15 protein-coding genes are annotated in these 13,181 nt (G+C 62.5%); 3 read left to right on the forward strand and 12 right to left on the reverse strand.

What is annotated here, in order from left to right:
• Positions 1 to 5: 5 nt before the first annotated feature.
• From ccoG to ccoN (ACLEJU_RS16875), 9 genes are all read right to left on the reverse strand, one after another.
• Positions 6 to 1,421 carry a cytochrome c oxidase accessory protein CcoG gene (gene ccoG / locus ACLEJU_RS16835; RefSeq protein ID WP_294337453.1) on the reverse strand — a complete coding sequence of 472 codons (1,416 nt, stop codon included), beginning with the start codon at positions 1,419 to 1,421 and terminating at the stop codon, positions 6 to 8.
• 321 nt (positions 1,422 to 1,742) lie between these two features.
• A complete protein-coding gene (gene ccoP / locus ACLEJU_RS16840; protein WP_422763259.1) occupies positions 1,743 to 2,723 on the reverse strand; it encodes a cytochrome-c oxidase, cbb3-type subunit III in 981 nt (326 codons plus the stop codon).
• Positions 2,720 to 2,911, reverse strand: coding sequence for a cbb3-type cytochrome oxidase subunit 3 (locus tag ACLEJU_RS16845; protein WP_435423626.1), 192 nt, complete (start codon positions 2,909 to 2,911; stop codon positions 2,720 to 2,722). The genes ccoP (ACLEJU_RS16840) and ACLEJU_RS16845 overlap by 4 nt, the downstream gene beginning before the upstream one ends.
• 5 nt (positions 2,912 to 2,916) lie before the next feature.
• Complete coding sequence (gene ccoO, locus ACLEJU_RS16850) at positions 2,917 to 3,525, reverse strand: cytochrome-c oxidase, cbb3-type subunit II (RefSeq protein ID WP_054884105.1); 609 nt, start codon at positions 3,523 to 3,525, stop codon at positions 2,917 to 2,919.
• Positions 3,525 to 4,967 carry a cytochrome-c oxidase, cbb3-type subunit I gene (gene ccoN, locus ACLEJU_RS16855; protein WP_159411429.1) on the reverse strand — a complete coding sequence of 481 codons (1,443 nt, stop codon included), beginning with the start codon at positions 4,965 to 4,967 and terminating at the stop codon, positions 3,525 to 3,527. The genes ccoO (ACLEJU_RS16850) and ccoN (ACLEJU_RS16855) overlap by 1 nt, the downstream gene beginning before the upstream one ends.
• Before the next feature lie 446 nt (positions 4,968 to 5,413).
• Positions 5,414 to 6,349, reverse strand: a complete 936-nt coding sequence (gene ccoP / locus ACLEJU_RS16860) for a cytochrome-c oxidase, cbb3-type subunit III (RefSeq protein ID WP_435423625.1) — start codon at positions 6,347 to 6,349, stop codon at positions 5,414 to 5,416.
• Positions 6,346 to 6,552, reverse strand: coding sequence for a cbb3-type cytochrome oxidase subunit 3 (locus ACLEJU_RS16865; RefSeq protein ID WP_054884102.1), 207 nt, complete (start codon positions 6,550 to 6,552; stop codon positions 6,346 to 6,348). The genes ccoP (ACLEJU_RS16860) and ACLEJU_RS16865 overlap by 4 nt, the downstream gene beginning before the upstream one ends.
• A 5-nt stretch (positions 6,553 to 6,557) precedes the next feature.
• Positions 6,558 to 7,166: a cytochrome-c oxidase, cbb3-type subunit II gene (ccoO, locus tag ACLEJU_RS16870; protein ID WP_435423624.1), complete on the reverse strand. Its 609-nt coding sequence runs from the start codon at positions 7,164 to 7,166 to the stop codon at positions 6,558 to 6,560.
• Positions 7,167 to 7,179: 13 nt separating this feature from the next.
• Complete coding sequence (ccoN, locus tag ACLEJU_RS16875) at positions 7,180 to 8,604, reverse strand: cytochrome-c oxidase, cbb3-type subunit I (protein ID WP_261943296.1); 1,425 nt, start codon at positions 8,602 to 8,604, stop codon at positions 7,180 to 7,182.
• A gap of 51 nt (positions 8,605 to 8,655) precedes the next feature.
• Between ccoN (ACLEJU_RS16875) and ACLEJU_RS16880 the strand changes: the two genes are divergently transcribed.
• Complete coding sequence (locus ACLEJU_RS16880; RefSeq protein ID WP_435423623.1) at positions 8,656 to 9,348, forward strand: alpha/beta family hydrolase; 693 nt, start codon at positions 8,656 to 8,658, stop codon at positions 9,346 to 9,348.
• Between the two features lie 95 nt (positions 9,349 to 9,443).
• Here the strand turns inward: ACLEJU_RS16880 and ACLEJU_RS16885 are convergent, their stop codons facing one another.
• Together ACLEJU_RS16885 and ACLEJU_RS16890 are read right to left on the reverse strand one after the other, a co-directional pair.
• Positions 9,444 to 9,728: a pyrimidine/purine nucleoside phosphorylase gene (locus ACLEJU_RS16885; RefSeq protein ID WP_110636762.1), complete on the reverse strand. Its 285-nt coding sequence runs from the start codon at positions 9,726 to 9,728 to the stop codon at positions 9,444 to 9,446.
• Between the two features lie 75 nt (positions 9,729 to 9,803).
• Positions 9,804 to 10,355 (reverse strand): exonuclease domain-containing protein, encoded by a 552-nt coding sequence (locus ACLEJU_RS16890; RefSeq protein ID WP_110636765.1) that lies wholly within the window; start codon positions 10,353 to 10,355, stop codon positions 9,804 to 9,806.
• 163 nt (positions 10,356 to 10,518) lie between these two features.
• On the opposite strand from ACLEJU_RS16890, the gene ACLEJU_RS16895 reads away from it, so the two are divergent.
• Both ACLEJU_RS16895 and ACLEJU_RS16900 read left to right on the forward strand, forming a co-directional pair.
• Positions 10,519 to 11,319 (forward strand): substrate-binding periplasmic protein, encoded by an 801-nt coding sequence (locus ACLEJU_RS16895; RefSeq protein ID WP_435423622.1) that lies wholly within the window; start codon positions 10,519 to 10,521, stop codon positions 11,317 to 11,319.
• 65 nt (positions 11,320 to 11,384) lie between these two features.
• Entirely contained in the window at positions 11,385 to 12,398 is a 1,014-nt protein-coding gene (locus ACLEJU_RS16900; protein WP_435423621.1) for a GNAT family N-acetyltransferase, read from the forward strand.
• A gap of 116 nt (positions 12,399 to 12,514) precedes the next feature.
• Here the strand turns inward: ACLEJU_RS16900 and ACLEJU_RS16905 are convergent, their stop codons facing one another.
• A complete protein-coding gene (locus tag ACLEJU_RS16905; protein WP_079229034.1) occupies positions 12,515 to 13,045 on the reverse strand; it encodes an RNA polymerase factor sigma-70 in 531 nt (176 codons plus the stop codon).
• Positions 13,046 to 13,181: the final 136 nt, after the last annotated feature.

Genomic DNA, 13,181 nt, shown 5'->3' on the forward strand with positions numbered 1-13,181 from the left:
CTCTGTCAGCGGATCTGTGGGCCGATGAAGCGGCTCTTGGCTTCAACCTTCGCGGCGCTGTCGTCGGCGCTCTTGAGGATGAAGGTGATTTCGTTGGTGGTCGAAGGCAACTTCTCAGGCGCGATCGACAGCTGCACCGGCAGGCTGACGATATCGCCGGCGGCCACGCGGATTTCGCGCTGGCCTTCCAGGCGCAGGTCGGGCAGGCCGGCGGCGTCGAGCACGTAGACGTGGTCGCGTTGGTCTTTGTTCATGACCTTGAGGCTGTACACGTTCTCGATCCGGCCCTGGGCGTTCTCGCGATACAGCACGCGGTCCTTGCTGACGTCGAAGCCCACCAGCGAGCGGGTGGCGAAGGCGGTGCCCAGAGCGATGATCATCACCAGCAGCACCACGGCATAGCCGATCAGGCGCGGGCGCAGCATGTGGGTCTTCTGCCCCGAGAGGTTGTGCTCGGTGGTGTAGCTGATCAGCCCCTTGGGGTAGTTCATCTTGTCCATGATGCTGTCGCAGGCGTCGATGCATGCCGCGCAGCCGATGCACTCGATCTGCAGGCCGTCGCGGATGTCGATGCCGGTGGGGCAGACCTGCACGCACATGGTGCAGTCGATGCAGTCGCCCAGGCCCTTGGCCTTGTAGTCGATGTCCTTCTTGCGCGGGCCGCGGGTTTCGCCGCGGCGCGGGTCGTAGGAGACGATCAGGGTGTCCTTGTCGAACATCACGCTCTGGAAGCGCGCGTAGGGGCACATGTACACGCAAACCTGCTCGCGCAGCCAGCCGGCGTTGCCGTAGGTGGCCAGGGTGAAGAAACCGACCCAGAAGTAGGCCCAGCCATCGGCTTCGCCTGTGAAGAATTCGGTAAGCAGTTCGCGGATCGGCGAGAAGTAGCCGACGAAGGTCATGCCGGTGACGAAGCCGATCAGCAGCCACAAGCTGTGCTTGGCGAACTTGCGCAGGAACTTGTTGCCGCTCATGGGCGAGCGGTCCAGTTTCATGCGCTGGTTGCGGTCACCCTCGGTGACTTTTTCGCACCACATGAAGATCCATGTCCACACGCTTTGCGGGCAGGTGTAGCCGCACCATACGCGGCCGGCGAACACAGTGATGAAGAACAGGCCGAAGGCGGCGACGATAAGGATGCCCGACAGCAGGATGAAGTCCTGGGGCCAGATGGTGGCGCCGAAGATGTAGAACTTGCGCTCCGGCAGGTTCCACCACACGGCCTGGTGGCCGCCCCAGTTCAGCCACACGGTGCCGAAGTAGAGCAGGAACAGCACGGCACCGCCGACCATCCGCAGCCTGCGGAAGATGCCGGTGAAGGCGCGGGTGTAGATCTTCTCGCGAGAGGCGTAGAGGTCGACGGAATCCTTCCCTTTGTTGGCAGGCGGGGTGACGTCATGTACCGGAATTTGCTTGCTCATCATCAAGTCCCACGGCAGTGGAGAAACGCCGCGGCCAGTGCGTGCCGGCCGCAGTCTCGCGCTTTCTGCTAGCGCGCTGCGATCAATGATACGCCGCTGGTGGCGATATGGGATCGCGCTGCGACCTTTAGTCGCGTTGGGTTGGTGGTGTGAAACGTGTTATGGCAGGTGTCAATTGATCCAGGTCATTTACCGGCGAGAAATGCACTGCCTGTAATGGCCTCTTCGCGGGTAAACCCGCTCCCACAGGGGGCGCACAGAACCTGAGACTTGTGCAGTACCTGTGGGGGCGGGTTTACCCGCGAAGAGGCCAGGCCTGCGTTACTCGGCCTGTTGGGCCGCTTCCGGCTGGTGCGACAGGCTGTACACATAAGCCGCCAGCAAGTGCACCTTGTCGTTACCCTGCAGCTGTTCCTGCGCCGGCATCTGCCCCTGGCGACCATAGCGAATGGTCTGCTGCAGCTGGGCAAAGCTCGAGCCGTAGATGAACGCCTGCGGGTGGGTCAGGTTTGGCGCGCCCATGGCTGGAGTACCCTTGCCTTCAGGCCCGTGGCAGGCCACGCAGTTGGCGGCGAACAGCTTCTGGCCGTTCTCGGCATCGGCCTTGGCGCCTTCTGGCAACGTGCGGCCATCGAGCTTGCTGGTGACGAACGCGGCGACATCGGCCACGCCCTGTTCGCCCAGCACTTCACCCCAGGCCGGCATCACCCCGTGGCGGCCGCCCATGATGGTGGTCTTGATGGTTTCCGGCTCGCCGCCCCAGCGCCAGTCCTGGTCGGTCAGGTTGGGGAAGCCGTAGGCACCTTTGGCGTCGGAACCGTGGCACACCGAGCAGTTCGAGGCGAACAGCCGGGCGCCCATCTTCAGTGCTTGCGGATCCTTGGCGACCTCTTCGATCGGCATCGCCGCGAACTTGGCGAAGATCGGCCCGAAGCGTGCGTTGGCTTTGGCCATTTCCTTTTCCCACTCGTGCACGCCGGTCCAGCCCGGCTGGCCGTTGGAAAACTCGGTCTGCTTGTCGGTATCCAGGTACGAATAGCCCGGGAGGATGCCTTTCCAGTTGCCCAGGCCGGGGTACAGCACCAGGTAACCGAGGGCGAAGATGATGGTGCCGACGAACAGCCAGAACCACCACTTTGGCAGCGGGTTGTCGTATTCCTCGATGCCATCGAAGGCATGCCCGACGGTTTCGTCGGTGACCTCTTCGCGCTGGCCCTTGCGGGTCGACAGCAGCAGCCAGGTCAGCGAGAAGATGGTGCCCAGGGTCAGGACGGTAACGTACAGACTCCAGAAGGTTGTCATTGTTGTTTGCTCCCAGAAGCTTTTGCTTGCTCGACTTGCTTGCTGGCCCCGGGATCATCCGCGAAGGGCAGTTGGGTCGCTTCGTCGAAGTCCTTCTTGCGCCGTGGGTTGAACACCCACAGCGCCAGGCCCACGAAGGCCACCATCACCACGACGGTGCCCAGGCCGCGAATCATCCCGATATCCATCAGCGTCACCGTTTGCTTTTGATGATGGTGCCAAGACCCTGCAGGTACGCGACCAGTGCGTCCATTTCGGTCTTGCCCTTGACCGCGTCGCGGGCGCCGGCGATGTCGGCGTCGCTGTACGGTGTGCCCAAGGTGCGCAGCACTTCCAGCTTCTTCGCGGTGTCCTTGCCGTCGAGCTTGTTCTCGACCAGCCACGGGTAGGCCGGCATTTTCGACTCCGGTACCACGTTGCGCGGGTTGTACAGGTGCGCGCGGTGCCAGTCATCGGAGTAACGGCCACCGACGCGGGCCAGGTCCGGGCCGGTGCGCTTGGAACCCCACAGGAACGGGTGGTCCCAGACGCTTTCGCCAGCGACTGAATAGTGGCCGTAGCGTTCGGTTTCGGCGCGGAACGGGCGGATCATCTGCGAGTGGCAGCCAACGCAGCCCTCACGGATGTAAATGTCGCGGCCTTCGACTTCCAGTGCGGTGCGCGGCTTCATGCCTTCGACCGGCTTGTTGGTGACGTCCTGGAAAAACAGCGGGACGATCTGGGTCAGGCCACCGACGCTCACGGCGATGACCATGAAGAAGGCCAGCAGGCCTATGTTCTTCTCGACGGCTTCATGCTTCATCAGTGCGCTCCCACGACGACGATCTTGGCGGCTTCCTCGGCCTGTACCGGGTTGGCGGCACGTACGGTACGGAACACGTTGTAGGCCATCAGCAGCATGCCGGTGGCGAAGAACGCACCGCCCAGGGCGCGGACGATATAGCCAGGGTGGCTGGCCTGAAGGGCTTCGACGAAGGAGTAGGTGAGCGTGCCGTCATCGTTGATGGCGCGCCACATCAGGCCCTGGGTGATGCCGTTGACCCACATCGAGGCGATGTACAGCACGGTACCGATGGTCGCCAGCCAGAAGTGCGCGTTGATCAGGCCGACGCTGTGCATCTGCTCGCGGCCGTAGAGTTTCGGGATCATGTGGTAGACCGCGCCGATCGAGATCATCGCCACCCAGCCGAGGGCGCCGGCGTGCACGTGGCCGATGGTCCAGTCTGTGTAGTGCGACAGCGAGTTCACGGTCTTGATGGCCATCATCGGGCCTTCGAAGGTGGACATGCCGTAGAACGCCAGCGACACCACCAGGAAGCGCAGGATCGGGTCGGTGCGCAGTTTGTGCCAGGCGCCCGAGAGGGTCATCATGCCGTTGATCATGCCGCCCCAGCTCGGTGCCAGGAGGATGATCGACATCACCATGCCCAGCGATTGCGCCCAGTCCGGCAGGGCGGTGTAGTGCAGGTGGTGGGGACCTGCCCAGATGTACAGGGTGATCAGTGCCCAGAAGTGCACGATCGACAGGCGATAGGAGTAGATCGGCCGTTCAGCCTGCTTGGGCACGAAGTAGTACATCATCCCCAGGAAGCCGGTGGTGAGGAAGAAGCCCACCGCGTTGTGGCCGTACCACCATTGGATCATCGCGTCGGTGGCGCCGGCGTAGGCCGAGTACGACTTGAACAGGCTCACCGGCAGCGAGATGTGGTTGACGATGTGCAGCATCGCGGTGACCACGATGAAGGCGCCGTAGAACCAGTTGCCGACATAGATGTGCTTGGTCTTGCGCTTGACGATGGTGCCGAAGAACACCAGCCCATAGGTGACCCAGACGATGGCCAGGAGGATCGCCAGCGGCCACTCGAGCTCGGCGTATTCCTTGGTGGTGGTGAAGCCCATCGGCAGGGTGATCAGTGCGCCGACGATCACTGCCTGCCAACCCCAGAAGGTGAAGGCGGCCATGCTGTCGGAGATCAGCCGGGTCTGGCAGGTCCGTTGCACCACGTAGTAGCTGGTGCCGAACAGCGCACAGCCACCGAAGGCGAAGATGACCAGGTTGGTGTGCAGCGGGCGCAGGCGGCCGAAGCTGGTCCAGGGCAGGTCCAGGTTCAGTTGCGGCCACACCAGCTGCGAGGCGATGAAGACGCCCAGGCCCATGCCAAGGATCCCCCAGACCACCGTCATGATGGCGAACTGGCGGACGACCTTATAGTTATAAGCAGTCGGACTGATTGCTGTGCTCATTCTAAGGTTCCACGGTTTTGGTGTTCTTGTTGGTCGAAAAATCGGCGCCAGTATCGATAACCACTTGGGTTATGGCAACGCAAGGATCCTTGCGCCGACCCGTGTCCGGGCCCTTTCGCCGGTGTCCCACGGCGATAGGGTAGGGACGATTGTACACAAATAAATATTTGTAATGTGTACCGTTTTTCATCTTTTTCTGATCGATCGGTCAAGCTTTTTCTGGGGCGGCATCAGGCTGTGCGCCGCGTCTGCATCGGTCTTTTCGGAGCGAAGCCCACTGTGGCAACAAGCTTAGTTCTGTTCGGAGGGGGTGCAAGGGAGGGGTGTAGCGGGGAGAGGGGGCTGCTGTGCAGCCTTTCGCGACTTAAGGCCGCTGCTACAGGCGATCGCGGTCCCTTGTAGGAGCGGCCTTGTGTCGCGAAAGGGCCGCAAAGCGGCCCCGGGTGTTACTGGGCGGTCAGCTGTTCAACGTCCTGCGACAGGCTGTACACATAGGCTGCCAGCAGGTGCACCTTGTCATTGCCCTGGATTTCCGCCTGGGCCGGCATCTGCCCCTGGCGGCCGTAGCGAATGGTCTGCTGCAACTGGGCGAAGCTAGAACCATAGATGAACGCCTGCGGGTGGGTCAGGTTCGGCGCGCCCATGGCCGGGGTGCCTTTGCCTTCAGGCCCATGACAGGCTACGCAATTGCTGGCGAAGAGTTGCTTGCCCTTGACCGGGTCGGCCTTGACCCCTTCAGGCAGGCTACGGCCGTCGAGGTTGGTCAGCACGAACGCGGCGACATCTGCCACGCCCTGGTCGCCGATCACCTCGACCCACGCCGGCATAACGCCGTGGCGGCCATTCATGATCGAGGCCTTGATGGTTTCCGGCTCGCCGCCCCAGCGCCAGTCCTTGTCGGTCAGGTTGGGGAAGCCATAGGCGCCCTTGGCATCCGAGCCGTGGCACACCGAGCAGTTGGAGGCGAACAGGCGGCTGCCCATTTTCAGCGCCTGTGGGTCCTTGGCCACTTCCTCGACGGGCATGGCGGCGTACTTGGCGAAGATCGGGCCAAACTTGGCGTCGGCCTTTTCCATCTCCTTCTGCCACTCGTTGGCACCGGTCCAGCCATTCTCGTAGCCCGGCAGGATGCCTTTCCAGTTGCCCAGGCCTGGATACAGCACCAGGTAACCGGCACCGAACACCAGGGTGCCGACGAACAGCCAGAACCACCACTTGGGCAGCGGGTTGTCGTACTCTTCGATGCCATCGAAACTGTGCCCCATGGTCTGGTCGGTGGTGTTGTTGCTCTGGCCCTTGCGGGTCGACAGCAACAGCCAGGCCAGGCCGATCAGGCTGCCGATGGTCAGTACGCTGATGTAGGTACTCCAGAAGGTGGTCATTGCGCTTTGCTCCTCACAGCCGCAGTCATGGCAGCAGGTTCCTGCCCGGCAGGGGGCAGGCGGTCGTCGACGAAGGGCAGCAGGCGCGCTTCGGCGAAATCATGGTCGCGGCGACGGTTGAACACCCACAGTGAGAGGCCGATGAAGGCGATCATCACTACCAGGGTTCCCAGGCCACGGATCATGCCGATGTCCATTTCCATGGTGGTTACCTCTTGTTCTTGATCGCGGTGCCGAGCACCTGCAGGTAGGCGACCAGGGCGTCCATCTCGGTCTTGCCCTTGACGGCGTCACGGGCGCCGGCAATGTCCTCGGCGGTGTACGGCACGCCCAGGGTGCGCAGGGTGCGCATCTTGGTGTCGGTGTGGCTGTTGTCGACCTTTTCAGCGACTAGCCACGGGTAGGATGGCATCTTCGATTCCGGTACCACGTTGCGCGGGTTGTACAGGTGCGCGCGGTGCCAGTCGTCCGAGTAGCGGCCGCCGATGCGGGCCAGGTCCGGCCCGGTGCGCTTGGAGCCCCACAGGAACGGGTGGTCCCAGACGCTTTCGCCGGCGACCGAGTAGTGGCCGTAGCGTTCGGTTTCGGCGCGGAACGGGCGGATCATCTGCGAGTGGCAGCCGACGCAGCCTTCGCGGATGTAGATATCGCGGCCTTCCAGTTGCAGCGCGGTGTAGGGCTTCATGCCTTCGACCGGCTTGTTGGTGACGTCCTGGAAGAACAGCGGGACGATCTGGGTCAGGCCGCCGATGCTCACGGCAAACACCATCAGCAGGGCCAAGAGGCCTACGTTTTTCTCAATGACTTCATGTTTCATCAGGCAGGTCTCCTCAAGCCAGCTGGGCGTTCGCAGGGGCGGCGTCGAGCGCCGGCGAACGCACGGTGCGCCAAGTGTTCCAGGCCATCAGGAACATGCCACTGAGGAAGATCGCGCCGCCGACGAAGCGCACAATGAAGCCTGGGTGGCTGGCCACCAGGGTTTCCACGAACGAGTAGGTGAGCGTGCCGTCGCTGTTGACTGCGCGCCACATCAAGCCCTGGGCGATGCCGTTGACCCACATCGAGGCGATGTACAGCACGGTGCCGATGGTCGCCAGCCAGAAGTGCGCGTTGATCAGGCCGAGGCTGTGCATCTGCTGCTTGCCGAACACTTTCGGGATGGTGTGGTACAGCGCGCCGATCGAGATCATCGCCACCCAGCCGAGGGCGCCGGCGTGCACGTGGCCGATGGTCCAGTCGGTGTAGTGGGACAGGGCGTTGACCGTCTTGATGGCCATCATCGGGCCTTCAAAGGTGGACATGCCGTAGAACGCCAGCGACACCACCAGGAAGCGCAGGATCGGGTCGCTGCGCAGTTTGTGCCAGGCGCCCGACAGGGTCATCATGCCGTTGATCATGCCGCCCCAGCTCGGTGCCAGCAGGATCAGCGACATCACCATGCCCAGCGACTGCGCCCAGTCCGGCAGGGCGGTGTAGTGCAGATGGTGCGGGCCGGCCCAGATGTACAGGGTGATCAGCGCCCAGAAGTGGACGATCGACAGGCGATAGGAATACACCGGGCGTTCGGCCTGCTTGGGCACGTAGTAGTACATCATCCCGAGGAAGCCGGCGGTGAGGAAGAAACCTACCGCGTTGTGGCCGTACCACCATTGCACCATGGCGTCGGTGGCGCCGGCGTAGACCGAGTACGATTTGGTCAGGCTGACCGGCAGCTCCAGGTTGTTGACGATGTGCAGCAGTGCCACTGTGAGGATGAAGGCGCCGAAGAACCAGTTGCCCACGTAGATGTGCTTGGTGTTGCGTTTCATCAGCGTGCCGAAGAACACGATGGCGTAGCAGACCCAGACGATGGTGATCAGGATGTCGATCGGCCATTCCAGTTCGGCGTATTCCTTGGAGCTGGTGTAGCCCAGCGGCAGGGTGATGGCCGCCAGCAGGATCACCAGTTGCCAGCCCCAGAAGGTGAACGCGGCCAGGCCTGGTGCAAACAGGGTGGTCTGGCAGGTGCGTTGCACCGAATAATAGGAGGTGGCGAACAAGGCGCAGCCGCCGAAGGCAAAGATCACCGCATTGGTATGCAGGGGTCGCAGGCGGCCGAAGCTGGTCCAGGGGAGGTCGAAGTTGAGGGAAGGCCAGGCGAGCTGGGCGGCGATGAAGACGCCGAGCCCCATCCCGACGATTCCCCACACCACCGTCATGATGGCGAATTGGCGGACCACCTTGTAGTTATAGGCGGTACTGCTGGTTGTGTTCATGTATGGGTTCCCATCCACGGTTATTTTGGCAGGCTTTACAGCGAGGCAAGAATGAGAGATGGGCAAAGTGCCGGTATTGACGGGGATCAATGGGCGCAAGTCGGAAATGTCCCAGGCTTGCTCTGCGATCCTCCGCAAAATGGGGGGGAAGGGCGTGCGTCCGCGTGCCTGATCCTGGCCCATGGCGCAGGTGCGCCGATGGACAGCGAGTTCATGATTGAGATGGCGCAAAGGCTGGCGGCGCTTGGGGTCGGGGTGGTTCGCTTCGAGTTCCCCTACATGGCCGAGCGGCGCAACGGCGGCGGCAAACGGCCGCCCAATCCGCAGAAGGTGCTGCTGGAATGCTGGCGCGAGGTTTACCGGCAGGTGCGACCTTTGGTCACGGGCAGGCTGGCCATTGGCGGCAAGTCTATGGGCGGACGCATGGCCAGTCTGCTGGCCGATGAACTGGGGGCAGATGCGCTGGTGTGCCTGGGGTATCCATTCTATGCGGTGGGCAAACCGGAGAAGCCCCGGGTCGAGCGCCTGGCCGAGCTGAAGACGCGCACGTTGATCGTGCAGGGCGAGCGCGATGCGCTGGGCAATCGGGAGGCAGTGGAAGGGTATGCGCTGTCACCGGCGATCGAGGTGAGCTGGCTGGTGGCGGGGGACCATGACCTGAAGCCGCTGAAGGCTTCGGGGTTCAGCCATGGGCAGCACTTGCAGGCTGCAGCTGAAAAAGTAGCGGCTTTCCTGAAAGGTTGATGCTGGATTCTTCGCGGGCATGCCCGCTCCTACAGAGGTATGCGATCTCCTGTGGGAGCGGGCAAGCCCGCGAAGAGGCTAGCGCAGGAATATGCTTAGTCGCGGTACTCGCACAGGTAGGCGGTATCTACCTTCACCTGCAGCTGGAACTTGCTGTCGGCCGGCACGTTGAACTTGTCGCCAGCGTTGAAGGTTTCCCAGTTGTCGCTCCCCGGCAGTTTCACGGTCAGGGCGCCGGACACGACGTGCATGATCTCGCGCTTGGCGGTGCCGAACTCGTATTCGCCCGGGGCCATCACGCCCACGGTGGCAGGGCCTTCTGCGCCAGCAAAGGCGATCGACTTGACGGTGCCGTTGAAGTACTCGTTGACCTGGAACATGGGCGACTCCTGAAAGAATGAGGGTGAAAAAGGGCTGGCCAGTATGCCCAAGCCCATTCGCCCCGTCATCTGCTTTCAAGTGCCGTTCGCGGGCAGGCTCAAGGGCAGCAGGCGTGCGGTGTTGCGCGCATCCTCCAGGGCCCGGTGCTGCTGCCCGCAGAAGTGCATGCCCGCCAGCTGCAGCGCGCCATTGAGCCCGGTCGGGCGCTGCAGGTGGCGAGCCTTGGCGAAGCGTTGCTTGAGGTTGATGTGCGGCAGCTCGCGCAGCAGGCTGTCGACCTCATGCTGGCGCCATTCCTGCAACAGCTGCTGGCGGTCGTAGTCGCCCCAGCTGACCCAGGCCTGCAACTGCCCGCGGTGGTGCCCCAGCCAGCGTTCGAAACGCGCCCACACTTCGGGGAAGGCCGCAGCGCTGTCGACGCTGGCCTGGCTGATGTGCGTCAGCTCGCGGCAGAACGGTGTCAGCTGCGGCCGCCGCCGGGGCCGCACGAAGCGCTGGAAGTGGTCCACTTCACGGCCTTCGCGGGTTACCAGGCTGGCGCCAATTTCAATGATTTCCATCTCCGTGACCGGCCAGCCACCGTCATCGGTGGTGGCTTCCAGGTCGATCACCAACCAGTGGCCCATACCAGGCTCCCTCGCCATACATGCCAAAGCAGCGTAGCCAATGTCTGGCCACACGGCATCCCCTGGCAATATGCCCTCACTTTGGCATAACCAGCAGTTGTGCCATGCCGGGAAAACGCCTAGCTTAAGCGCATCCAGGTATGAACCGTGATGAGCGTCCGCTTTGACTCCAGCGCCCGGCCTGAAGGTAATCTCCACCCTGATGATGCTGGCTGCGGCCTGGCTGGCGGTGCCGGCGTGGGCTGCCGACGCCATCGACGTGAAGATCGGCGCCGCGCATTTCCCGCCTTATACCGTGCGCCCGGAGCAGGGGGCCGACACTGGTTTGCTGCCCCAGCTGGTCGAGGCGCTGAACCGTTTGCAGCACGACTACCGCTTCGTCCTGGTGCCCACCTCCATTCAGCGGCGCTTTGGTGATTTCCAGCAAGGCCGCACCGACATGGCGATCTTCGAGAACCCCGAATGGGGCTGGCAGCAGATTCCGCACCAGACGGTGGACATGGGCCTGGAAGATGCCGAAGTGTTCGTCGCCAGGAAGCTCAACGGCCGTGACCAGCATTATTTCGACAGCCTCGGTGGCAAGCGCCTGGCGCTGTTCAACGGCTATCACTACGCCTTCGCCAACTTCAACCCTGACCCTAACTACCTGCGCAAGGCCTACAACGCGACGCTCACCTATTCCCATGACAGCAACCTGCTCATGGTTCAGGCTGGCCGTGCCGACATTGCCCTGGTTACGCGCTCGTACCTGAGCGACTTCCTGGCCCGCAACCCCGACAGCCTCAACCAGCTGATCGCCTCACAGCGTATCGATCAGGTCTACCACCACTATGCCTTGCTGCGTCCCGGTGCCCCGATCACCGATCAAAAGTTCGCCGAGCTGCTGCGCTACCTGCGCGACACGGGCGAACTGACGCGCATCTTCCAGCCCTACCGGATCACCGTCGCCGCGCCGAACGACTAAATTCCCCGGGTATGGGCACGTCATCAGAAGTGAGCCTTTCTTTCATTCTTTCGTGAGCCAAGACCATGCCGTTCGATGCCGCTTCGCAGCCCCTGTCTTTACCCCGCTGGCGCAGCCTCGATGCCGAGGAGGGTGACCGTCGATTGAGCCTGACCCTTGAAGGGCGGCCACTGATCCAGGTGTGTCTGGAGCCGGGCGATACGCTGCAGGTGCATGTCCAAAGCCTGTGCTCGGAGCGCCCGCAGCAGGCGTTATGGGCTGCCTGTTATTGGCTGCTGTCCCGCGATCTGTCTCGCCAGCGCCTGGCGGTGCATCTGCCTTCCAGTGTGCCGGAAGCTTTGGCCAGCGGTTTGTTGTTGGCCGGCGAAGTCGCCGGCGTCTACCTGTGCGAGCGCGCGTTGTTCTGGCAGTTGCCGCAGCCGTGGTTGGGCAGTTCGAGCGGCAGTGTCTACCCGCAGCAGATGCAGTTCAGCAACGGCAAGCGCCACCCGCGCCGGGCACCCAAGCCGCGTGGCGAGGTGTATCGCCGCTTCGATGCACGGTTGGGTGCCTGGGTGTCGTTGCGCACCCTGGAAGTCGACCAGGACCTCGAGCGTTTCAACCGCTGGCAGAACAACCCGCGGGTGGAGAAGTTCTGGCAGGAGGCGGGCTCGCTGGAGCAACATCGCGAGTACCTGACCAAGCTTGAGGCCGACCCGCATACCCTGACCCTGATCGGCTGTTTCGATGACCAGCCGTTTGCCTACTTCGAAGCGTACTGGGCCAAGGAGGATCGCATCGCGCCGTTCTACCCGGCCGATGATTACGACCGTGGTATCCACATGCTGGTGGGGGAGGAAACGCACCGTGGCCCGCACAAGGTCGCCAGCTGGCTGTCGGCACTGGTGCACTACCTGTTCCTGGATGACCCGCGCACCCAGCGCGTGGTAGCTGAGCCCCGTGCTGACAACGGCAAGATGATCGGCTACATGCACGACCAGTGCTTTCATTGCGAGAAGGAATTCGATTTCCCGCACAAGCGCGCGGCGCTGATGATCCTCGGGCGGGAGCGGTTTTTCGATTGCTGTAAGCTGGCCTGAATCCGCGTCGCTTTCTTCGCGGGCACGCCCGCTCTCACAGGTTCGGCGCAGATCTCAGATTTTTGCGCGGTCCCTGTGGGAGCGGGCGTGCCCGCGAAGAAGGCGACGCTGTTCTGTCAGGCCTGCCGGTTGGCGGTCTTGCGGCAATGCACCAGGGCATCGCGAATCATGAAGTTGACCAGGGTCGGTGACACGCCCAGTTCCTTGGCGATGTCCTTCTGCGGCACGCCGTGCAGGCGGTACATCTCGAAGGCATAGCGGGTGCGCTGGGGCAGTTCGTTGAGCGCCTCGGCGATGTGCTCGAGCGCAGCGAGGTTGATGTGCGTGGCCTCGGGCGAAGCGTTCGGGATGACCACGTTCAGGCCTTCCTCTTCGCTGCCTGAATACTTCAACTCCATCGCCTGCTTGCGGTAATGGTCGATGGCCAGGTTACGCACGATCTGGAACAGGTAGCTGAGCTGTGCCTTGAACGACGAGGTGATCTGCGGGGCGGCGCTGAGCCGGAAGAAGGCATCCTGTACCACATCCTCGGCGCGCGAGCGGCAGCCGGTGATGCGTGCTGCGATCTTGACCAAAATGCTGCGGTTGTCGACGAACGCCTGGAGTAATGGTGAATCGCACTTACTTGTGGATAGTTGTTCCGCCATGGAAATCACCTTGTCTCGAAGGGGGAAGGGAGCACCCCATTTTGGGAAGCTTCCTACGACGTGCGACAAACTATTCAGAATGATAATGATTGTCAAATACGAAAGTTAATGAGTTTCCATTAGTTTCGGTTCTAAG

The organism is Pseudomonas sp. SMN11, from assembly GCF_052041945.1.
Taxonomy (GTDB): Bacteria; Pseudomonadota; Gammaproteobacteria; order Pseudomonadales; family Pseudomonadaceae; genus Aquipseudomonas.